Annotated in this window: 18 protein-coding genes and 2 pseudogenes; 9 read left to right on the top strand and 11 right to left on the bottom strand. The window is 66.6% G+C overall.

Annotated elements, in window-relative coordinates:
• Nucleotides 1–268, bottom strand: a pseudogene (locus tag ACFDTC_RS10265) (hypothetical protein); the annotation flags it as partial.
• A 348-nt stretch (nt 269–616) separates the two neighbouring features.
• On the opposite strand from ACFDTC_RS10265, the gene ACFDTC_RS10260 reads away from it, so the two are divergent.
• The 3 genes from ACFDTC_RS10260 to ACFDTC_RS10250 all read left to right on the top strand — a co-directional run bounded on the left by ACFDTC_RS10260 (nt 617) and on the right by ACFDTC_RS10250 (nt 3,464).
• The gene (locus tag ACFDTC_RS10260; protein WP_375258784.1) at nt 617–1,960 is read left to right on the top strand and encodes a DUF4910 domain-containing protein; all 1,344 of its coding nucleotides are present in this window, start codon (nt 617–619) and stop codon (nt 1,958–1,960) included.
• The gene (locus ACFDTC_RS10255; protein ID WP_375258783.1) at nt 1,957–2,754 is read left to right on the top strand and encodes a formyl transferase; all 798 of its coding nucleotides are present in this window, start codon (nt 1,957–1,959) and stop codon (nt 2,752–2,754) included. The genes ACFDTC_RS10260 and ACFDTC_RS10255 overlap by 4 nt, the downstream gene beginning before the upstream one ends.
• Before the next feature lie 164 nt (nt 2,755–2,918).
• On the top strand, nt 2,919–3,464 hold the full coding sequence (locus tag ACFDTC_RS10250; RefSeq protein WP_375258782.1) for a YaeQ family protein: 546 nt from the start codon (nt 2,919–2,921) through the stop codon (nt 3,462–3,464).
• A 78-nt stretch (nt 3,465–3,542) separates the two neighbouring features.
• Here the strand turns inward: ACFDTC_RS10250 and ACFDTC_RS10245 are convergent, their stop codons facing one another.
• From ACFDTC_RS10245 to ACFDTC_RS10220, 6 genes are all read right to left on the bottom strand, one after another.
• A complete protein-coding gene (locus ACFDTC_RS10245) occupies nt 3,543–4,700 on the bottom strand; it encodes an alpha-hydroxy acid oxidase (RefSeq protein WP_375258781.1) in 1,158 nt (385 codons plus the stop codon).
• Nucleotides 4,700–5,443 (bottom strand): SDR family oxidoreductase, encoded by a 744-nt coding sequence (locus tag ACFDTC_RS10240; RefSeq protein WP_375258780.1) that lies wholly within the window; start codon nt 5,441–5,443, stop codon nt 4,700–4,702. The genes ACFDTC_RS10245 and ACFDTC_RS10240 overlap by 1 nt, the downstream gene beginning before the upstream one ends.
• Nucleotides 5,444–5,454: 11 nt before the next feature.
• Nucleotides 5,455–6,228 (bottom strand): SDR family oxidoreductase, encoded by a 774-nt coding sequence (locus tag ACFDTC_RS10235; protein ID WP_375258779.1) that lies wholly within the window; start codon nt 6,226–6,228, stop codon nt 5,455–5,457.
• 5 nt (nt 6,229–6,233) lie between these two features.
• Nucleotides 6,234–7,532, bottom strand: coding sequence for a M24 family metallopeptidase (locus ACFDTC_RS10230; RefSeq protein WP_375258778.1), 1,299 nt, complete (start codon nt 7,530–7,532; stop codon nt 6,234–6,236).
• Between the two features lie 67 nt (nt 7,533–7,599).
• Nucleotides 7,600–8,409 carry an SDR family NAD(P)-dependent oxidoreductase gene (locus tag ACFDTC_RS10225; protein WP_375258777.1) on the bottom strand — a complete coding sequence of 270 codons (810 nt, stop codon included), beginning with the start codon at nt 8,407–8,409 and terminating at the stop codon, nt 7,600–7,602.
• Between the two features lie 17 nt (nt 8,410–8,426).
• Entirely contained in the window at nt 8,427–10,172 is a 1,746-nt protein-coding gene (locus ACFDTC_RS10220; RefSeq protein WP_375258776.1) for an extracellular solute-binding protein, read from the bottom strand.
• A gap of 308 nt (nt 10,173–10,480) precedes the next feature.
• Between ACFDTC_RS10220 and ACFDTC_RS10215 the strand changes: the two genes are divergently transcribed.
• The 6 genes from ACFDTC_RS10215 to ACFDTC_RS10190 all read left to right on the top strand — a co-directional run bounded on the left by ACFDTC_RS10215 (nt 10,481) and on the right by ACFDTC_RS10190 (nt 16,778).
• A complete protein-coding gene (locus ACFDTC_RS10215; protein WP_375258775.1) occupies nt 10,481–11,437 on the top strand; it encodes a sugar ABC transporter substrate-binding protein in 957 nt (318 codons plus the stop codon).
• An 85-nt stretch (nt 11,438–11,522) separates the two neighbouring features.
• Complete coding sequence (locus tag ACFDTC_RS10210) at nt 11,523–12,320, top strand: SDR family NAD(P)-dependent oxidoreductase (RefSeq protein ID WP_375258774.1); 798 nt, start codon at nt 11,523–11,525, stop codon at nt 12,318–12,320.
• A gap of 76 nt (nt 12,321–12,396) precedes the next feature.
• Complete coding sequence (locus ACFDTC_RS10205; RefSeq protein WP_375258773.1) at nt 12,397–13,371, top strand: ABC transporter permease; 975 nt, start codon at nt 12,397–12,399, stop codon at nt 13,369–13,371.
• 11 nt (nt 13,372–13,382) lie between these two features.
• Complete coding sequence (locus ACFDTC_RS10200; RefSeq protein ID WP_375258772.1) at nt 13,383–14,384, top strand: ABC transporter permease; 1,002 nt, start codon at nt 13,383–13,385, stop codon at nt 14,382–14,384.
• A complete protein-coding gene (locus ACFDTC_RS10195) occupies nt 14,381–15,886 on the top strand; it encodes a sugar ABC transporter ATP-binding protein (protein WP_375258771.1) in 1,506 nt (501 codons plus the stop codon). Before ACFDTC_RS10200 ends, ACFDTC_RS10195 begins: the two co-directional genes overlap by 4 nt.
• Nucleotides 15,887–15,917: 31 nt before the next feature.
• Nucleotides 15,918–16,778, top strand: a complete 861-nt coding sequence (locus ACFDTC_RS10190; protein ID WP_375258770.1) for a fumarylacetoacetate hydrolase family protein — start codon at nt 15,918–15,920, stop codon at nt 16,776–16,778.
• Between the two features lie 57 nt (nt 16,779–16,835).
• Here ACFDTC_RS10190 and ACFDTC_RS10185 read toward each other — a convergent pair whose 3' ends face one another.
• The 4 genes and pseudogenes from ACFDTC_RS10185 to ACFDTC_RS10170 all read right to left on the bottom strand — a co-directional run.
• Nucleotides 16,836–18,140, bottom strand: coding sequence for an alpha/beta hydrolase family protein (locus ACFDTC_RS10185; RefSeq protein ID WP_375258769.1), 1,305 nt, complete (start codon nt 18,138–18,140; stop codon nt 16,836–16,838).
• A 125-nt stretch (nt 18,141–18,265) separates the two neighbouring features.
• Nucleotides 18,266–19,585 carry a TRAP transporter large permease subunit gene (locus ACFDTC_RS10180; RefSeq protein ID WP_375258768.1) on the bottom strand — a complete coding sequence of 440 codons (1,320 nt, stop codon included), beginning with the start codon at nt 19,583–19,585 and terminating at the stop codon, nt 18,266–18,268.
• Nucleotide 19,586: 1 nt separating this feature from the next.
• Nucleotides 19,587–20,141 carry a TRAP transporter small permease subunit gene (locus tag ACFDTC_RS10175; protein WP_375258767.1) on the bottom strand — a complete coding sequence of 185 codons (555 nt, stop codon included), beginning with the start codon at nt 20,139–20,141 and terminating at the stop codon, nt 19,587–19,589.
• 76 nt (nt 20,142–20,217) lie between these two features.
• A pseudogene (locus ACFDTC_RS10170) lies at nt 20,218–20,402 on the bottom strand (C4-dicarboxylate ABC transporter substrate-binding protein); the annotation flags it as partial.

Here is a 20,402-nt window from a genome sequence, read left to right as displayed (position 1 = left end):
CCCGGAAGCCGTGAGCGGCCAGCATCCGCGCGAGCACGGCATGCGTCTCCGGCGATCCGAAGACATATCCGCCACCGTGAAACCAGATGATCTCGGGCCCTTCGCCGATCGCGCCGCATGCGACGCCGCCGCGGTCGATCTCGCTTAGTGGCGGCTGCGGGCCGGCGAGCCGGACGAACCCGCTGCGCTGGGCCGAAGCGTCTCCGTCCATCTCGGTGCTTTCGATGAGCGCGCGCAGTTCGCTTTCGCTTTGGACCCGTCGTTGCATGTCGTCGCCTTGCCGTTTCTGCGTCTGAAGGTAACGGCGCGGTGGAGAAGTCAAAGCAGGCGGGCCTTCGCGTCAATGATAGGAACCGCGGTGCTACTCCGGGCACCGGAGGGCAGTTCCACGTGAGTGTATTGCTGGGTGTTCTGCCGTCCGGGCCGGTGTCACCAAGCGCTTTACGGAAGCAGAAACGTCGCCGATCGGTTGCCCACAATCCAAGGCGCGAAGGAAAAATGTAACTTGTCAAATAGTTGAAGGGTATCTTGGGCCGGCTTGCTCAGGGTGCTTGCTTGAAGCTTGTTTCGGAAGGTGCCATGACCGGGCAACAGCGTGAGTGACGGAGAAATTCGTATGGTATCGGCCGAATTGACAGATTTGCGTCAGCTGTTCGACCGATTGTTCCCTATCTGTCGCTCGATCACCGGCCCGGGCATCCGCGACAGCCTGCAGATTTTCTCCGAGCACATGGACCTCGAGATCCACGGAGTGCCGACTGGAACCCGCGTGCTCGACTGGACCGTTCCTGCCGAGTGGTCCTTGGAGCGCGCGCGGCTTTTCGGGCCGGATGGCGAGGTTGTGCTGGATACGCGGGACAGCAATCTTCACGTGGTGAATTTCTCGGAGCCGTTCAGCGGCGAGATGGACCTCGACGCGCTGCAGGCGCACCTGTTTTCGGATCCGACGCAGCCGGATGCGATCCCCTACGTGACCAGCTACTACGTGCCGCGTTGGGGATTGTGTCTTTCGCAGCGGCAGCGCGACGCGCTGAAGCCCGGGCGATACCGTGTCGAGATCGAGACGCGGAAGGACGACGGCGTGCTGAACTACGGCGTTGCCGAACTGCCCGGTGAAACCGACGACGTCTTTCTGATCACGTCGTACCTTTGCCATCCAAGCATGGCGAACAACGAGCTTTCCGGTCCGCTGGCATTGCTGCGCGTGTGGGAGAAGCTGGCCGCGCTGGACACGCGCAAGTTCACCTATCGCTTCCTGCTGATACCGGAAACCATCGGCTCGATCTGCTACCTCGCGCGGCACGGGCAGGATTTGGTGGAACGGATGCGCGGCGGGTTGGTGCTGACCTGCCTAGGCGGGCCGTCGCAGACCGTCTCCTTCAAGACCAGCCGCCGGGACTGGACGGGCGATCCGGCGCCGGTCGATCGTCTGGCGCGCCATCTTGCGTCGGCTGAGCCTGACATCTTCGCCGTGCGGGACTTCACGCCGGCGGGCGGTTCCGACGAGCGTCAGTTCTGCTCTCCGGGTTTCAATCTTCCGATGGCCCAGGCGGCGCGAACGACCTACGGCGAATACGAGGAATACCACACCAGTCTCGACAACCTCGACTTCATGACGATCCGGGCCGTCGAGGCCTCCGCGGACCGCGTCATGTCGGCCCTGCTGTCGCACGAGGTATTCGAAACGCGTTACCGCAACACGATTCCGCACGGCGAGCCGCAGCTTGGGCGACGCGGGCTCTACCCCACCCTGAACGGGCCGATGACCAGCCAGTTCTCGACGGATTCCGAGCAGGACGGTCGAAAGGCGCTGGAACGCCTGCTATGCCTGCTGTCGCTGGCCGACGGGACACGGACGCTGTTGCAGATCGCCGGCCATATCGGATGCAGCGTAAGACATCTTGAGCCCATCGCCAGGCACCTGGAATCAGAAGGCATCTTGGAGGACGTGAGCCAATGACCATCGTCGCGATTACGGGCGATCATCCGCGCCATGCGTACTTTGTCCGGTGCCTCGCCGAAACGGGCTTGCTGACGGCGTGGGTGCGCGAAAGGCGCGAGTCTTTCGTGCCGGAGGCCCCGGCCGGGCTGCGCTCGGAAACGAAACGTCTGTTCGATCTTCATTTCTCCCGCCGCGAAGAGGCGGAAGACGCTGTTTTCGGGTCTCCGGATGTGTCCGGCATCCGAATCCACGACACGTCGATGGCCGACCTGAACGGGCCGGAGGTCGTCGCGCTTCTGAGAGAGACCAACCCGAAGGTCGTCATGTCTTACGGATGTCACAAGCTGTCTTCAGACCTGCGGGCCGCCGTGCCGGCCGCGTTCTGGAACACGCATGGCGGTCTTTCGCCCGACTATCGCGGGGTGATCACGCACTTCTGGCCCAGCTACATGCTCGAGCCCCAGATGACCGGCATGACGCTTCACCAGACGACCGACTTCCTGGATGGTGGAGAGATCATACATCAAAGCGGCGCGATCCTGAATCGCGGTGACGGCGTTCACATGCTGGCGGCCCGCACGGTCAAATCCTACGCTCAAGAGTTGATGCAGGTGCTGCCGAACGCCCTGCAGAGAGAGGCCTTGCCGGCCGGGCGCCGGCAGAAATCGTCGGGCAAGCTGTGGCTCTCGAGCGATTGGCGGCCCGAGCACCTTCACTTCGTGTACGACACCTGGGGTGATCGGATCGTCGACCGCGTCCTCGACGGGGACATCGACGGCAAGGAGCCGCGCCTGATATCCGAGTTGAAGTGACGAAGTTTTTTTTGGCCAGTGGGCTTGTTCCTGACCCCACGAACCACCGTCCGGGCGGTGCGACCCTTGGTCCGCATCGTGTCGGCCTTGTGAGCGTTGCGCGATATCGCCTTTCCAAGGACCCCCGGGCGGGGTAGGGACCGCGATCCCTGAAAGGCACGGCCATGGCGCAGAATGCCACCATCTACAAAGTCGAGCTGTCGGTCTCGGACATGGACCGGCACTACTACGAGACCCACAAGCTGACCGTCGCGAAGCATCCTTCGGAAACCGAAGAGCGGCTGATGGTGCGCATCCTGGCGTTCGCCCTGAACGCCCACGAGCGGCTGGAATTGACCAAGGGCCTGTCGACGGACGACGAGCCCGACCTGTGGCAGAAGAGCCTCGGCGGCGAGATCGACCTCTGGGTGGCGCTCGGGCTGCCGAGCGAAAAGGTCCTGCGCCAGTCCTGCAGCAAGGCCGCGAAGGTGATCGTCTACCCTTATGGCGGGCGGGTCGCCGAGGTCTGGTGGGACAAGGTCAGGAACGCCACGACCCGTTTCGACAACCTGGCGGTCGTCTGTTTCTCCGAGGCCGACGCCACCGCGCTGGCCGGACTGGCGCGGCGGGCGATGAAGCTTCAGGTCAACATCCAGGACGGCGAAGTGATGGTCGGCGTCGACGACAGCGTCGTCTACGTGACCCCGGAGACTTGGAAGTGTGCGGCGTAGGGCATCGCATTCCTAAGGCCATATCGATAAAAAGCAAGGTTGCTCCGTGCTCGTTTCGGAGATCTCGGCCAATGCCTCTTATCGCGCGTCGTGCCTGAGCGGAGCAGGACTCAGGACCGAGCCATCGACGGCGCCGAACGACGCGACGCCGAGCTGGCCCAAGGCGCGTTCAAGCTCGAGCTTCAGGATCTCCATCGCGCGCTGCGCGCCGGCCGCACCGCCCGCGCCAACCCCGAAGGCCAGCGCGCGACCGGCCAGCGCGAAATCCGCCCCCAGCGCCTTGGCGCGCAGCAGGTCGGCGCCGCGCCGGATGCCGCTGTCGAGCAGGACGGGCATGCGTCCGCCGACGGCGTGGGCGATGGCCGGGAGCGTCTCGATCGTGGGCGGGCCGAACGCCACCTGCCGGCCGCCGTGGTTCGATACCACGATCCCGTCGCAGCCCAGGTCGGCGCAGTCGGCGGCGTCCTGCGGGTGCAGGATGCCCTTGACCAGCAGCCGGCCCTTCCAGCGCTCGCGCAGCCGCTTGAGGTCCTCCCATGTGAAGCGCGGGGTGATCAGCGTCTTCTGGACCTCGGCATAGGAGGTTGCGGATTTTAGCAGGTCGGCGTAGTTCGCCACGTTGGGCGTGCCGTGGCGCAGGCTGGTCAGCGCCCATCGCGGGTGCAGCGCGCACTGGGCCAGCACCTCGGGCGTGAAGCGGAACGGCACGGCCAGCCGGTTGCGGATGTCGCGGTCGCGCTTGCCGGCGGCGGGCACGTCGGCGGTGATCATCATCACGTCGTAGCCCGCCGCCTCGGCGCGCGCGACCAGCCCCTCGGTCACCGACGCGTCGCCCGCGACGTAGAGCTGGAACCAGCCATTGCCCCCGGCCGCCTCGGCCAGCCGTTCCAGCGTGGTCGAGGCGGCCGAGCTGGCGGTGTAGGGGATGTTCTCGGCCGCGCACATCCGGGCGAGCGTCAAATCGGCACCGGGCCAGAAGGCGTTCAGCATGCCGATCGGCGCCATGCCGAAGGGCGCGGCGTAAGCCTTGCCGAAGAGCGTGACGCCGGTGTCGATCTGGCCCACGTCGACCATGTAGCGCGGCGTCAGCTGGATGTCCTTGAACGCCTCGACGTTGCGGCGCATGTTGCGTTCGGATTCCGCGCCGCCGTCTACGAGGTCGAAGGCGAAGCGCGGGATCCGCCGCCGCGCCAGCGCGCGCAGGTCGTCGATCGAGGCGGCACGGTCGAGGCCCATCAGGTCGACCAGCCGCCGTCGATGGCGAAGGCCTGCCCGGTGGTGAAGGCCGCGAGGTCGGATGCGAGGTAGCACACCATCTCGGCGATCTCCTCGGGCTGGCCCAGCCGGCCCATCGGCTGGCGATCCTTGAACGCGGCCAGCGCCTTGTCGAAATCGCCGGTCGCGCGCAGCCGGTCCTCGAGCGACGGGCTTTGCACCGTGCCCGGGCAGATCGCGTTGCACCGGATGCCGTCCTTGACGAAATCGGCGGCGATGGACTTGGTCATCCCGATGATCGCGGCCTTGGACGCGCCATAGGCGAAGCGGCGCGGCGCGCCCTTCAGGCTCGAGACCACCGAGGCGATGGTGATGATCGACCCCGCGCCGTGGTCCAGCATGCCCGGCAGCACCGCCTGGGTCAGCCGGAACGTCGCCTTGGCGTTGAGCGCGAAGGAGCGGTCCCAGACCTCGTCGGTGCAGTCGAGGATGGTGCCGTCATGCACCCAGCCCGCACAGTTCACCAGGATCTGGAACGGCCCCTTTTCGGCGACGAGCGCGCGCACCGCCTCGGCGTCGAGCACGTCGAGCCGCTGCGCGGTGATGCGGTCCGAGCCCTGGGCGACGTCCGCGACGGCGTCGCCGTCGATGTCGGTGGCGATCACCTGCGCGCCGCGCGCCGCCAGCGCCATGGCCGAGGCGCGGCCGATCCCGGCGCCCGCGGCGGTGACGAGGGCGGTCTTTCCGTGCAATGTCTTATCCATGCTGTCCTCCATCAGCGGGCGAGCCATCCGCCATCCATGGTCACGACGCTGCCGTGGCAGTAGCTGGCCGCGTCCGAGGCCAGGAACACCGCCGCCCCGGCCATTTCCGACGCCTCGGCGAAGCGGCCCGCTGGGATGCGGTCGAGCAACGCCTGCGACCGGTCGGGATCCTTGCGCAGCGCCTCGGTGTTGTCGGTGGCGGTGTAGCCCGGCGCGATCGCGTTCACGTTCACGCCCTTCGGCGCCCATTCGTTGGACAGCGCCTTGGTCAGCCCCAGCACGGCGTGCTTGCTGGACGCGTAGGCCGGCACGAAGAGCCCGCCCTGCGAACTGAGGACCGAGGCCACGATCACGATCTTGCCGGACCCCTGCGCCACCATGCGCCGCCCGGCCGCCTGTGACAGCAGCCAGACGGAGTCGAGGTTCACCGACAGCACGCGCCGCCAGTCTTCGAAGGCGAAATCGGTCGCCTCGGCGCGGTGGATGATGCCCGCGTTGTTCACCAGGATGTCGAGCCCGCCGAGCGCGTCGGCGGCAAAGCCAACCACCTCCTGCGCGGCGGCCTCGTCCATGCCCGTGAAGTCGGCGCGCACGGCGGCGGCCTTGCGGCCCATGCCCTCGATCCGGGCGATGGTGTCGTCGGGGGCGTGGCTACGATAGGTCAGCGCCACGTCGGCCCCGGCGGCGGCAAGGCCGAGGGCGATGCCCTCGCCGATGCCGGTCGCGCCGCCGGTGACCAGGGCCTTGCGGCCGGTCAGGTCGAAAGGGTTGAGCGTATTGGACATGGCACTCAGTACCGGTTCGCGATGGGCAGGTCCTCGGCCGGGAAGAGGCTGATGACCTCGCAGCCGGTTTCCGTAACGACGACCTCTTCCTCGATCCGGGCGGCGGAATAGCCGTCGGTCGCGGGGCAGTAGGTTTCGAGCGCGAAAACCATGCCGGTCTTGATCTCCATCGGGTGGTCCATGCTGACTGCGCGGCTGATGATCGGCCGCTCGTGCAGGGCCAGCCCCAGCCCGTGGCCGAATTGCAGGCCGAAGGCGGCGTCCTCGTTGGGGAATCCGAGGCTCTCGGCCGTCGGCCAGACCTCGGCCACCTTGTCGGTGGAGACACCCGGCTTGATCATCGCGATCGACGCGTCGATCCATTCGCGCGCCTTCACGTAGGCGTCGTTCTGCGACGGAGTCGCGCGGCCGACGTTGAACGTGCGGTAGTAGCACGTCCGGTAGCCCTGATAGCTTTGCAGGATGTCGAAGAAGCACTGGTCGCCGGGCCGGATCAGCCGGTCGGTGAAGTTGTGCGGGTGCGGGTTGCATCGCTCGCCCGAGATGGCGTTGATCGCCTCGACGTCGTCGCTGCCCATCTCGTAGAGCAGCTTGTTCGACAGCGCGACAATGTCGTTCTCGCGCACGCCGGGTTTCAGCTCTTCGTAGATCATGTGGTAGACGCCATCGACCATCGCGGCTGCCTGCGTCAGCAGCTGGATCTCGTCCCAGTTCTTGATCTCGCGCGCGGCGAGCATGATCTGCTGGCCGTCGACGACCTTGATGCCTTCCTCTTGCAGCGCGTGGAACATCGCGGTTTCGGCATAGTCGACGCCCACGGGCATGTCGGCCATGCCGGCGTCCTTGATCAGCTGGGCGATCATCTTGGCGTATTTGCGCATCAGGCCGAACTCGGGCGGGATGGTGCCGCGCATGCCGACCACGCCGGCGAGGCAGTGGTCGGGCTCGAGCCAGTCGGAGTATTTTTGGTGGTGCACCGCGGCGCTGCCGAAATCCCAGACATAGGGGGAATCGTCGCCGGTCAGCAGGCAGAAGCGGCACATCTTGTCCCGCTCCCATTCGCCGATCTTCGTGGCGCTGACATAGCGGATGTTGTTCACGTCGAAGAGCAGTAGCGAGCCGGCGTTCGAGGCCTGCAGTGATTGCCGCGTTCGGGCCAGCCGGTAACGGCGCAGGCGGTCGTGGTCGATCCGGCGTTCGAAGTCCACCGACATGTGGCCGGGCGAGGGCAGCTTGGCCTCCCACCGCCAGTTGGGTTCGAGATCCTGCGGCGTCAGCAGGTTGGGCATCAGGGCACGGGACATGGCTTCCTCCTCCGGGTGCGCGGCGCGCGCCCGTTATGACGGTTTTTCTGTTCGGGAAATCAGGCGGTTACTGGATGCACCAGCCACCGTCGACGTGGATCATCTGGCCGGTCATGTAGTCGCTGTCGTCGCTCGCCAGGAACGAGGCGGTGCCGGTGATATCCTCGGGGTAGGAGACGCGCTTGATCTGCAGCGCGTCGCGTACGATGTCCTCGTAGGCCTGGCCCTCCTTCTGCTTGAAGCCGATGTCCACGAGGTCCTTGTCGAGCTGTTCCCAGAGCGGCGTCACCACCACGCCGGGCGCGTAGCCGTTGACGGTGATCTTGTGCTCGGCCAGCCCCAGCGCGCCGCAATGCGTCAGCGCGAGGCAGCCGTATTTCGAGGTGCAGTAGACGGTGACGTCGATCAGAGGCTTGCGCGAGGCGATGCTGCCCACGTTAATCAGCTTGTAGGGGTGATCCTCCATCGGGCCCTGCGCGATCATCTGGCGGGCGGTCTCCTGCATGCCCAGCCACATCGCCTTGGTGTTGACGGTCATGATCATGTCCCAGTTATCTTCATCGATATCCATGAAGAACCGGGGCTTGTTCAGACCGGCGTTGAACACGCCGACATTGATCGACCCGAAGGCCTCGACCGTGGCGGCGACGGCGGCGGCGTTGTCGGCGCGTTTGGTCACGTCCATCCTAACCGCGATCGCGCGGCCGTTGCCGGCCTCGTTGATGCGGTCGGCCATCTTCTGCGCCTCGGCCTCGTCGAGATCGCCGAGGCAGACATTGGCCCCCTGTGCCGCGAAGCTTTCGGCGTTGGCCGCACCCATGCCGCGCGCGGCGCCGGTGATCAGGATGTTCTTGCCCTTCAGGCGGTCGGGGTCCATGTCGTCTCCTCCTGCTGTCACGTGTCCCGTGGTCGTATCAGCGCGTCGGCCCGTCGCTGGGCCTGGCGCAGGGCGTCGCGCGCGGGGGTGATCCCGCGCAGCATGTCGTGGAATTCCTCGCCGCAGATCTGGATGATGTCGCAGATCTCGGGCACCGGGGGGCGCGGCCAGAACTGCATCTCGTCGCGCCAGGACATGGCGTCGACCGCGTCGAAGATCGGCGAGGTGCGGCGTACCTCGGCATCGGCGGCGACCGAGTAGCGCGGGTTCGTGCGGCTGCCGTTGAGCACGTAGAGCTTCTGCGCCTCGGCCGAGGTGAAGACGCATAGCGCCTCGACCGCCGCGGGAACGCGCTCAGGCGCGAGGTTGGCGGGAATGCCCATGACGTAGCCGCCCACCGGCGCGATCTGGCTGGCGCCGGGACCCGCCGGGTGCGGCAGGTAGCCGGTCTGCCCGTAGGCTGGCGAGCTTTCGTCGCGCTCGAAGTAGGGGGCGAGCAGCGTGTAGCCGTAGGCCATCGCGACCTTGCCGGCGGCGTAGGGGCGGACGCGTTCATACCAGGACATCGACAGGATGTCGGGCGGCGAATACTGCATGAGTTCCAGCAGGAATTCCGCCGCCTGAAGCCCGGTCTCGGTGTCGATGGTCGCGCGGTAGCCGCCCCTGGCCAGCGCGTCGGTGTCGAAGCCGCCGGCGATGCGGGGCAGGTCCAGCACGGGCTGGCCGAAATCGGCCATGGTCATCAGCACCGTGTGGCCAAGGGCTGTGCCCCGTGCCGCGTTCCAGGCGATGCCGTGCATCCCGCGGCGCGGGTCGTTCAGGCGGCGCGCGGCGTCGAGCATCGCGGCGGTCGTCGTGGGCGGCTCGAGCCCCGCGCGCGCGAACAGGTCGCGGCGGTAGAACAGCAACTCGGGCGTTGTCTGCGCCGGCACGCCGTAGGCGCGGCCGCCCCAGTGCGCCGCCTTCCAGCCGGCGGTGTGGAAATCGGCCGGGTCGAGGCGCGCGATGTCCATCGCCTCGTCCAGCGGCATGAGCACGCCGCGTTCGGCGAAGTCGCCGATCCAGGGCAGGTCGACAGCGACAATGTCGTAGCGGCTGGTCGCACGCTCGGCGTTGCGCAGCCCCTCGCCGCGCAGGCGGTCGATCGAGAAGGCGCGCTGGTTGATGGGCGTGCCGATAGCCTGCTCGAACTGGCGCTTGAGGTTCTTCATGACCATGAAGGTCGGATCGCCGTGCACCAGAACCCGGATCCCGCCCGAGACCTTGAGCGGCTCCGGCAAAACGTTCAGCGGCGGGATCGGCTTGGCATCGGCGTAGCTGCCGCCGAAATAGTAGTCGCGGGCCTCGGTGTCGGTGTCGCGTCCGCCAAAGCGTTCTTCGGCGATCCGGCGCACGCGGCCCGACAGTTGCACCCATTGCGACAGCAGCTTCTCGCTGGGGTGCAGGGAAAAGCTCTTGCCGGTGCGGGTCCGGGGGCGCTGTTCGATGAGGCCCGCGCCCAGCATCTCCTTCAGGCGCCGGTTCGCGGTGGCGTAGGGGACGCGGCTGGCGTCGATCAGCGCCGTCGGCGTGATGGTGCGGCCCTCGAAATGGCTTTGCAGCAGGTGCAGCGCCATGCGCAGGTGCGGGTTCGGCGCGAACAGGTCGAACGCGGCCTCGAGCTCGTCGCCGAATTCATCCAGAAAGGACAACACGTCGAGCATCTGGGTCTTCGCCCCTGGCGAGACCGTGCGCGGCGTGTGCTGTCCCTGCATGGCGTTCATTGCTGACCCGTGGAATTGTTCATTTCGGATTTTCGTCCGCGTGGCGTCGCCGTGCCCCGCGGTTGAAGATACGCGTTTCATGCGTCGTGCCCCAAAGTCTGTTCAGATTGGCTGATCCAGCCTATGGCGATAATGTCCGGATCGGATAGATAATTGTCCAATATGAATACATTTGCTGGGTTGCGGTGACGCTAAGGCAGGCAAGGTATCGACACATCGTCCTGCCGATCGCGGGATGATCCGGCGCCCTGGGAGGAGACGCCGGGGGACGGACAGGAACACCAAGAACGCCAAGGGGGAGGACCCACATGAAACTCAGCATCGCACTTGCCGCATCGACCGCACTGGTCGCCGGAGCCGCATCCGCCGGCAGCCACAGCGAGACGATGAAGATCGGCATCACGCAGAACAACGTCGGCGTGGACAGCTACCAGACGACCTACGAGCGCGCCTTCATCGACGCGGCCGAGGGCAACGACGCGGTCGAGGCCGTTGTCCTGGATGCCGGCGGCGACGTCGCGCGCCAGATCGCCCAGATGGAGGACCTGATCCAGCAGGAGGTCGACGCCATCATCATCTGGCCCACGAATGGCGAGGCGGTCATTCCCGCCGTGCGCAAGGCGCACCAGGCCGGCATTCCGGTCATCGTGACCAATTCGAACATCGCCGAGGCGGGCTTCGACTTCGCGGCCAGCTTCTCGGGGCCCGACAACGTCACGCAGGGCGCCCGAGCGGCCGAGATCATGTGCGACCGCTTCACCGCGCAGGGCATCGCCGACGAGGCGCGGGTGGTCGAGATCACCGGCCAGCCCGGCTACACCACCGCGATCGAACGCTCGGAAGGCTTCCAGAACCGCCTGCCCGAGGTCTGCCCGAACGTCACGCTGGTCGAAAGCCAGCCGGGCGACTGGAACCGCGAGAAGTCGCAGCAGGTGATGGAGGCGTTTCTGGTCAAGTACGACGACATCGACGGCGTCTATGCCGGCGACGACAACATGGGCGTGGGCGCACTGAACGCCGCCAAGGCCGCGGGGCGCGAGGGCATCACCTTCGTCGGCGCCACCAACTTCGCCGTGGGCTACGAGGCGATGGAGGCCGGCGATTACTGGGGCTCGATCTACCAGTCGCCCGTCGACGACGCCGAGGCCGCGCTACAGACCGCGATCGACGTGCTCAACGGCCAGGACGTACCCTTCCTGAACTACTTCGACACGCCGAAGATCACCCAGGACAACATGGGCGAATTCACCAAACCCGTCTTCTGACGGGTTCCTCCCGGGCGGGGCGCGCGACCTGTGTGCCCCGCCCGCCCAGGGACCGAGATCGAACATGCGAGTGGGGAGGCGCGTCATGGGACGTGTTGCGGGACGGGTCTGCATCGTGACGGGCGCCGCGCAAGGGATCGGGCGCGCCATCGGAGAGGCGCTGCTGGACGAGGGCGCACGCGTCTGCTTCGCCGATATCAACGGCGACAAGGTCGCCCAGGTCGCCGCGGCCAACCGCGCGCGGCTGAACGGCCAGGGCGGCAACGTGACGTCGGCCGCGGTCGACGTGACGGACCGGGCGCAAGTCAAGGCGATGATCGCGCACACGGTGGACACGCTGGGGCCGCTGGACGTGGTGTTCAACAACGCCGGCGTGAACAAGCCGATGAACTTCCTCGACGTGACCGAGGGCAACTGGAATTTCATCATGGGGGTGAACGGCCTCGGCTGCCTGATCGGCATGCAGGAGGCCGCGCGCCAGATGATCGCGCAGGGGCGCGGCGGCAAGATCGTCAACACCGCGTCGGTCGCCAGCCGGCAGGGCTTCGACAACGTGGCGCCGTATTGCGCGTCGAAATGGGCGGTCGTTTCGCTGACGCAGTCGGGGGCGCGCGATCTGGCCAAGCACAACATCACCGTGACGGGCTTCGCGCCCGGCGTGGTCGCCACCGAGATGTGGGAACAGGTCGACAACGACCTGATGCAGATCGGCGCGGCCGAACGGCCGGGCCAGGCGATGGAGGCATTCTCGGCCGAGATCCTGAGGGGCAGCGTGGCGCAGCCTTCGGACATCACCGGTACGACGACCTTCCTGGCGTCGCGGGACAGCGACTACATGACCGGTCAGATCGTGATGATCGACGGGGGCATGACACTGGTCTGACGGTCTCGTCGGACCGAACGGGGGGAGACGCATGTCGGAGACTTCACGCAACGCCGGCAATCCGGGGGGAGGATTCATGGCCGCATTGAACAGGCAGCAGGTCGGCAGCGTCCTGGCGAAACAGGGCATCCTGATCGCCTTCGTGCTGTTCATGGTCGCCTTCACCATCGCCAATCCGAAATTCCTGACCGTCGACAACCTCTTCAGCGTCGTGCGGTCCTCGGCGATCCTGGGCGTGATGGCGCTGGGGGTCACCTTCGTCGTCATCAGCGGCAACCTCGACCTGTCGGTCGGCTCGATGATGTCGTTCTCGACCATCGTCGTGCTGGACCTGCACGACCAGATCGGGCCGTTCCTGGCCATTCCGGCGATGTTCGCCATGACCCTGGCGCTGGGCGCGTTGATCGGGTTCCTCGTGGGGTACCTGAAGCTCAATTCGCTGATCGTGACGCTGGGGATGCTGTCGGCGATCCACGGCCTGACGCTGACCTGGTCGGGCGGGCAGAACATGGACATCGCCGACAAGGCCGGCACGTGGCTCGGCGTCTTCGGGCAGGGCAGCGCGCTGGGCATCCCGGTGCCGATCCTGATCTTCGCCGCGCTGGCCGCATTGCTGGGGCTGGTGCTGTCGCGCACGCCCTTCGGGCGCAAGGTCTACGCGGTCGGCGGCAACGGCACGGCGGCGACCTTCTCGGGCATCCGGCGGGCACGCACGGTCTTCACCTGCTACCTGATCTCGGCCGCCTGCGTGGCCACGGCCGGGCTGATCCAGGCCAGCCGCAGCATGGGCTCGCAGAACACCGTGGGCCAAGGGCTCGAGCTCGAGGTGCTGGCAGCCGTTATCCTGGGCGGCGCGTCGCTCATGGGCGGGTCGGGCACGATCTTCAAGACGGTGATCGGCGTGCTGATCTTGGGCTTCATCCAGAACGGGCTGCTTCTGCTGGGCCTGCAGTTCTACGTCCAGTTCGTCGTGACCTGGATCATCATCATCCTTGCGGTCTGGCTGGATATCGCTGCCAAGCGAAGCAAGCTCTGGTCGCCGATCGCGTGAGGGAGGCAACAATGCAAGCGGGAAACCTGTCCGAGGCCCTGAAGCGGGGCGCCATCTGGGGCTTCATCGTGCTGGAACTGATCTTCTTCAGCGTCGCGGGCCAGTTCATGTCGCTCAGCGACAACGCCTTCATGGACGCGGGCAACATGCTGCTGCTGCTCAAGCAGTCGGCACCGATCGGGATCATCGCGATGGGCATGACGATCGTGATGATCAACGGCAACATTGATCTTAGCGTGGGCGCCACCTTCGCCATCGCCGCGATCGTGCTGCTGGACAGCATGACCTGGCCGATCTTCGCGGGCCTCGGCGACTGGGTGATCCCGGTGTCCTGGCTGCTGGCGCTGGCGGTGGGCACCGCGCTTGGTGCGCTCAACGGGCTGATCGTTTGGAAGACCGGCGTCGATGCCTTCATCGTCACGCTGGGCGCGATGCTGGGCTACCGGGGCCTCGTGTTCATGGTTAACGGCGAGAACCCCACCAGCAACCTCAACTGGACGCTGGTGGATTTCGCCGAGGCGGAATTCCTCGGCATCGCCACCGCGTCGTGGTTCCTGCTGGGCGTGACGCTGGTGATCTGGTTCGTGATGACGCTCACGGTGCATGGCCGCAACGCCTATGCCATCGGCGACAACCGCGAGGCGGCGGTGAACGCGGGCATCCGCGTCGGCCCGCACATGATGATCAATTTCGCCATCATCGGCTTTCTCGCCGCGCTGTCGGCGGTGGTGTTCTACTCGGAAAGCGGGTCGGTGAACCCCAATGACGGGCAGCTCTACGAGCTCTGGGTGATCACCGCCGTCGTGCTGGGCGGGACCAAGATCACCGGTGGCGCGGGGTCGGTCATCGGCACGTTCGGCGGCGTCATCGCAATCCAGCTGCTGCGCAAGGGGCTGGGCCATATCGGCGCCGACACGTCGACGGTCAACCTCGTGATCGGCCTGATCCTGATCGCGGTGCTGTTCCTCGACCGGCAACTCAACGTGAAGGGCAAGGAGGAGCTGAAGGTATGACCGATCCGGTTCTGCGTCTCGAAGACATCGTCAAGACCTTCCCCGGCGTGCGCGCGCTCGATGGGGTGTCCTTCGCGGTCATGCCGGGCGAGGTGCATGCCCTGATGGGCGAGAACGGCGCGGGCAAGTCCACGCTGATGAAGGTCTTGGGCGGCATCCACCAGCCCAACGCGGGCGCGATCTACATGGGCAAGCAGAAGGTCGTCATGTCCGGCCCGCTGGAGGCCAAGGCCAAGGGGATCGTGTTCATCCATCAAGAGCTGAGTTTGGCCGAGGAGCTGTCGGTGGCCGAAAACGTCTACCTCGGCGAGCTGCCGCGCCGCAGCTTCGGCCGCGTCGACTGGGACAGGTTGTTCGACCGCACCGACAGCATCCTGAAGAAGCTGCGCGTCGGCTTCGACGCCCGTACGCGGGTGGGCGACCTGTCGATCGCCAACCAGCAGATGGTCGAGATCGCGCGCGCGCTGACCGTCGACGCCAAGGCGGTGATCTTCGACGAACCGACAGCCTCGCTGACAGATGCCGAGAAGAGCGTGCTCTTCGACGTGATCGCGGACCTCAAGGCCGACGGCGTGGGGATCATCTACATCAGCCACCGGATGGAGGAGATATTCAAGATCACCGACCGGATCAGCGTGCTGCGCGACGGGCAGTACCAGGGCACGGTCAACACGCGCGACACGGACGAGGAATCGGTTACGCAGATGATGATCGGCCGCAAGCTCGACCTCACGCGCAACGCGGTCCAGCACGAGATAGGCGAGGTCGCGCTGGAGGTGCGGGGGCTGAGCTGCGGGAAGATGTACCGCGACATCAGCTTTACGGTGCGGTGCGGCGAGGTGGTCGGCTTCTACGGGCTGGTCGGTGCGGGCCGGACCGAGATCGCCGAGACGCTGTTCGGCCTGCGCGATCCGTCGGCCGGGCAGATCCTGCTCGACGGCGAGGTGGTGCGCATCTCGTCGCCCACGGACGCGATCGCGCGGGGGATCAGCCTGGTGCCCGAGGACCGCAAGGGGCAGGGGCTGATCCTGGGCATGAACTGTAGGGACAACATGACCCTGCCGCAGGTCGACGACCTGACCGCCGGGCCCTTCGTGGCCGAGGGCGCCGAGGTCGCGATCTTCGACCAGTACCGGGATCAGCTCGACATCCGCACGCCGGGCTGGCGGCAAAAGGTCGGCAACCTCTCGGGCGGCAACCAGCAGAAGATCGTCATCGGCAAGTGGCTGTCGATGCATCCCAGCGTGCTGATCGTGGACGAGCCGACGCGCGGCATCGACGTGGGCAGCAAGTCCGAGATCCACAAGCTGCTGCGCGCGCTGGCCGCCAAGGGCTATGCCGTCATGGTCATCAGTTCCGAGATGCCCGAGGTGCTGCACGTCTCGGACCGGATCGTGGCGATGTACTCGGGCCGGATCATGCGCACCTTCACCTCGGACGAGGTGACCGAGGACAGCCTGATCCAGGCCATTTCCGGCCTCGGCGGCGACAAGGCGGCCTGACGCCATCCCGATCCCTGACACTGGAGGATACATGAAACTCGTTCGTTACGGCGCCCCGGGCGCCGAGAAACCCGGCCTGCTCGACGCGTCCGGCCGTGTCCGCGACCTGTCGGGCCACGTGGACGATGTCGCGGGCGACGCGCTGACGCGGTCGGGGATGGAGACGCTGCGCACCCTCGACGCCGACACCCTACCGCTGGTCGACGGCACGCCGCAGGACGACCTGCGGCTTGGCCCCTGCGTGGGTCGCGTCGGCAAGTTCGTGTGCATCGGCCTGAACTACGCCGATCACGCCGAAGAGGCCGGCATGCCCGTGCCGACCGAGCCGATCATTTTCAACAAGTGGACCTCGGCCATCTGCGGCCCGAACGACCCGATCCGGATCCCGCGCGACAGCACCCGCACCGACTGGGAGGTCGAGCTTGGCGTCGTGATCGGCGAGCCCGGCGTCTACATCGACGAGGCCGACGCGATGAATCACGTGGCGGGGTTCTGCGTGATCAACGACGTGTCGGAACGCGAATTCCAGCTGGACCGCGCGGGCAGCTGGGACAAGGGCAAGGGCTGCGACACGTTCGGGCCGACCGGCCCCTGGCTCGTGACCCCGGACGAGGTCGCCGACGTCGACGCGCTGTCGATGTGGCTGGATGTGGACGGCGAGCGGATGCAGAGCGGGTCCACCGCGACGCTGATCTTCAAGGTGCCGCACCTCGTCGCCTATTGCAGCCGGTTCATGAGCCTGCAGCCCGGCGACATCATCTCGACCGGGACGCCGCCGGGCGTGGGCATGGGGCAGAAGCCGCCGCGCTACCTGTCCGGTGGCGAAGTCGTGACCCTGGGCATTGCCGGTTTGGGCGAGCAACGCTCGCCTGTGCTGGCGGCGGAGCGGTAGACCGGTTGATCTGTCGGTTGGTGGCGGGTCTTCGACGACCCGCCACCGATCCGTCGTTCACTCGGCCTGACGGAACTCCATCCGCAGGCTCTTGGCCGTCCGCTCAGGGAAACCGGCCCAGTAGGTATGTTCGGCCGTCGGCTCTCCGGCGTCGTTCATCGACCAGACGCCATCCTCGGCGTTCTCGACCAGATCGAAGAAGCGGGCCGACTGCTCCTGTTCCTTCAGGTGCAGGTCGAACCACGCGGTGGCGAAGTGCTGCAGGACGTTGTTCATGCGCGTCGTGTCCCAGACCGCGTCGGCGTAGTGCTCGAAGGGCGCCCAGCCGAGGCTTTCGGACACGTCCCAGGCGTTTTCCGGGGCGGGAATCGGCGCCGCCGCGTTGTGGTTCGCGCCCTCGAAGCTGAGCAGGAAGCGGTCGGTGCCCGAGGTTTCCTCGAAGATCCTGCGCATGTCGGCGTAGCCCGAGACGTCGTCCTGGTCGCCGGCGACCAGCAGCAGGGGCTTTTCGAAACCCGCCAGGCCCGACGCGTCCCAGAAGTCGCGATTGCGGCCCCAGGGCCCGATCGCGATCACGGCCTTCAGGCGTGGATCGACCAGCGCCGCGTGGCTCTCGCTGCCGGCGGCGTGCTGGTCCAGCAGATCGCGGGGCGCGACGTAGGCGGCGGGTTCCTCGCGCGTCGTCGCAATCTCGGACAGGCCCGCACCGCCGAAGATCAACGCGCCGTAGCCCCCCATCGAGTAGCCGACGAGGCCGATGTCCTCGGCGTCGATCATCGCCCCGATGTCGCCCTCCATGTCCGCCAGCGCGTCGAGCAGGAACGCCTGGTCGAGCGGCCGGTTGACCAGCGTCGAGGCGAACAGTCCCATGTCGTCGTAGGTGCTGTCCGGGTGATCGGTCGACACCACGACGTAACCTTTCGAGGCGAGGTTCTCGCCCAGATGGCTCATGAGAAAGCGGTTGCCGGGGTAGCCGTGAGAGATCAGCACCAGCGGGAAGCTGCCCTCGGCCGGGGTCGCGTCGCGCGCGGCTCGCCCGGACAGGGTGACGGGCGTCTCGCCGTCGCGCAGCACCGTCTCGTAGGTCGTGCCCGGGGCGGTGCCCTCGGCCGCCGGATACCAGATCTCGGTGGTCAGGGTCCGGTCGCTGACGGGCTTGGCGCCCGTCGCGTCCTGCGCGGCGATGACATCGGCGCGGCCGGTATCGGTGAAGTCGCGCGTGACCACGCCCACGGGATAGCTGCCGTAGGCCGCGCGTTCGGGCGCGTCGGGCCGGATGCGGTCGATGGGGTTCTGCGCGTCGGCGGGTATGGCGAGTGTCGCGGCGGCGGCCGCGAGCGCGGCGATGACGATGCGTGGCATGGGAACTCCTCCTGTTCCCGGACAGCTTCGCCGCTGCGGTGGATCGGTTCAACCGGAGGTATAGAATGCCGCAGCGTCAGGCGGTTCGAGGGGCGTGCGACCTGCGGCACGCCCCTCCGTGCGTCCTAGCGGCCGGTGATGCCCGGAAAGGCGATCAGGACGGCCAAGGCCACAACCTGAAGGCCGATGAAAGGCAGGAGCGACTTGAAGATCTCGCCCAGGCTTATCTCGGGCGGCGCGACCGACTTGAGGTAGAAGGCGGCCGGACCGAAGGGCGGCGACAGGAAGCTGACCTGCATGTTCATGCAGAACAGCACGCCGAACCAGACCGGGTCGTAGCCGAGATCGGTGATGATCGGCACGAAGACCGGCATCGCCAGTAGCGCGATCCCGACCCAATCGAGGAACATGCCCAGCAGGAACAGGATGCCCATCATGAACAGCAGCACGATCAGCCGGTTGTCCGAGATGTTCGCCACGAGCGACTGGATGAACTCGAGCCCGCCCATCAGGTTGAAGACGCCCACCAGGGCCGAGGCACCGATGCCGATCCAGACGATCATGCCCACGGTCTGAAGCGTCTGCAGCGCGGCGCCCTTCAGCAGCGACAGCGAGAATTCGCCCCGCACGATCGTCGACAGGATCACCCCCATCGCGCCCACGGCCGAGGCTTCGGTGACGCTGGCGATGCCGCCGTAGATCGAGCCGAGCACGCCGATGACCACGAGGATCGGCAGGATCAGCCCTTTCAGAAGCGCCATCTTGTCCGCCCAGGTCTGGGCGTCGTCGGGCTCCATGATCGGCGCGATGTTCGGGTTCAGGTAGGCGCGGATCAGCACGTAGGCCACGTAGAACCCCGCCAGCATCAGGCCGGGCACGAAGGACGCGGTGAACAGATCCCCGATCGAGACGTTGGCGGTCAGGCCGTAGATGATGAGCACGATCGACGGCGGCACCATGGTCCCCAGCGCGCCGCCCGCGCAGACCACGCCGATGGCCAGCCGCCGGTCGTAGCCCAGCCGCAGCATCTGCGGCAGCGCGATCAGGCCCAGCAGCACGATCTCGCCGCCGATGATGCCGGACATCGCCGCCAGGATGACGGCCACGATGATCGTCTGGATCGCGACGCCGCCGCGCAGCCGGCCGCCGACAAGCTTCATCGCGTCGAAGAGGTCGCGCGCGATGCCCGACCGGTCGAGGATCGCGGCCATCAGCACGAACATCGGCACCGAGACGAAGACGAAGCTGGTAACGAAGGAATAGACGCGGCTGGTGATCAGCGGCACCGCCATGGGCCCGAACCACCCCAGCGCGAAGATCAGCGCGACGAGCAGCGTGACGAAGGCCAGCGGGATGCCGGTGACGAGCAGCAGCAGAAGGGCTGCGAACATCGCGTAGGTGGCGGTCTCGACCCCGAGACCCTGAAGCGCACCGAAGAATTCCATCTCAGTGCTTCCTCCGGGCGTAATTGACGGTGAGGACCAGGAACTGCACCGCCATGACCGTGAGAACGGCCAGCAGGAATATCTTGGTCATGCCCGGGAAGGGCGGGTTCCAGGCGCTGCCCGAGGTCTCGAGCCGGAAGTCGCCCGCAGGGGTGAAGGCGGCGCGCTCGACCATGAGCCAGGCGGCGTAGGCGAAGATCGCCGATGACAGCGCGCAGACGATCGAGATCACCACATCGAAGCGGCGCCGCACCTTGGGCGAGACCGCGTCGTAGATCAGCACGACCCGGATGTGACTGTCGCGGGCGACGCAGTAGAGCCCGCCGTAGACGAAGGCGATGCCGGACAGGAAGATCGTGGTCTCGTGCGCCCATGTGGTGGGCGCATTGAAGAAATAGCGCAGCACGACCTCCTGGATCAGGATCAGCATGGCCGCGACGATGCCGATCGCGAAGACCACGCCGCCGGCCGAGATGGCGCGGCCCAGGCGGCCCGCCTGTGGGATCGGCCCCTGTGGTGATCGATGCACGGTTTCCGAGGTGTCCTGGTGATCCATGGCGGTCTGCTTCTTCTTGCGGAAAGGTACGGGCCGGCGCGGCGGCCGGCCCGTGGAAGACGTCCCTGGACCGGGATCACTCGGCCTGCATCAAGCCGGCTTCCTCGAGGTAGGTCGTCAGGGTGTCATAGACCTTCTGCGCGTTCTCCGAGCCTTCGGCGACCGACTGCCACTCGCCCTGGGCGATCTGGCGGAACTTGGCGCGTTCTTCGGCCGACCAGTCGTGGATGGTGATGTCGCCTGCGGCGCGCGCCTCCTCGA

The sequence above is a fragment of the Citreimonas sp. genome (assembly GCF_042096055.1).
Lineage (GTDB): Bacteria > Pseudomonadota > Alphaproteobacteria > Rhodobacterales > Rhodobacteraceae > Citreimonas.
The sequence above is the reverse complement of the archived record's forward strand: the minus strand, read 5'-3'. Positions and strand labels throughout refer to the sequence as shown.

Coding starts and splice junctions, on each gene's coding strand:
- ACFDTC_RS10245 (WP_375258781.1), bottom strand. CDS start 4,700: ATGGGCCTCGACCGTGCCGCCTCGATCGACGACCTGCGCGCGCTGGCG.
- ACFDTC_RS10260 (WP_375258784.1), top strand. CDS start 617: ATGGTATCGGCCGAATTGACAGATTTGCGTCAGCTGTTCGACCGATTG.
- ACFDTC_RS10205 (WP_375258773.1), top strand. CDS start 12,397: ATGGCCGCATTGAACAGGCAGCAGGTCGGCAGCGTCCTGGCGAAACAG.
- ACFDTC_RS10215 (WP_375258775.1), top strand. CDS start 10,481: ATGAAACTCAGCATCGCACTTGCCGCATCGACCGCACTGGTCGCCGGA.
- ACFDTC_RS10220 (WP_375258776.1), bottom strand. CDS start 10,172: ATGAACGCCATGCAGGGACAGCACACGCCGCGCACGGTCTCGCCAGGG.
- ACFDTC_RS10240 (WP_375258780.1), bottom strand. CDS start 5,443: ATGGATAAGACATTGCACGGAAAGACCGCCCTCGTCACCGCCGCGGGC.
- ACFDTC_RS10235 (WP_375258779.1), bottom strand. CDS start 6,228: ATGTCCAATACGCTCAACCCTTTCGACCTGACCGGCCGCAAGGCCCTG.
- ACFDTC_RS10190 (WP_375258770.1), top strand. CDS start 15,918: ATGAAACTCGTTCGTTACGGCGCCCCGGGCGCCGAGAAACCCGGCCTG.
- ACFDTC_RS10210 (WP_375258774.1), top strand. CDS start 11,523: ATGGGACGTGTTGCGGGACGGGTCTGCATCGTGACGGGCGCCGCGCAA.
- ACFDTC_RS10185 (WP_375258769.1), bottom strand. CDS start 18,140: ATGCCACGCATCGTCATCGCCGCGCTCGCGGCCGCCGCCGCGACACTC.
- ACFDTC_RS10250 (WP_375258782.1), top strand. CDS start 2,919: ATGGCGCAGAATGCCACCATCTACAAAGTCGAGCTGTCGGTCTCGGAC.
- ACFDTC_RS10175 (WP_375258767.1), bottom strand. CDS start 20,141: ATGGATCACCAGGACACCTCGGAAACCGTGCATCGATCACCACAGGGG.
- ACFDTC_RS10180 (WP_375258768.1), bottom strand. CDS start 19,585: ATGGAATTCTTCGGTGCGCTTCAGGGTCTCGGGGTCGAGACCGCCACC.
- ACFDTC_RS10255 (WP_375258783.1), top strand. CDS start 1,957: ATGACCATCGTCGCGATTACGGGCGATCATCCGCGCCATGCGTACTTT.
- ACFDTC_RS10195 (WP_375258771.1), top strand. CDS start 14,381: ATGACCGATCCGGTTCTGCGTCTCGAAGACATCGTCAAGACCTTCCCC.
- ACFDTC_RS10230 (WP_375258778.1), bottom strand. CDS start 7,532: ATGTCCCGTGCCCTGATGCCCAACCTGCTGACGCCGCAGGATCTCGAA.
- ACFDTC_RS10225 (WP_375258777.1), bottom strand. CDS start 8,409: ATGGACCCCGACCGCCTGAAGGGCAAGAACATCCTGATCACCGGCGCC.
- ACFDTC_RS10200 (WP_375258772.1), top strand. CDS start 13,383: ATGCAAGCGGGAAACCTGTCCGAGGCCCTGAAGCGGGGCGCCATCTGG.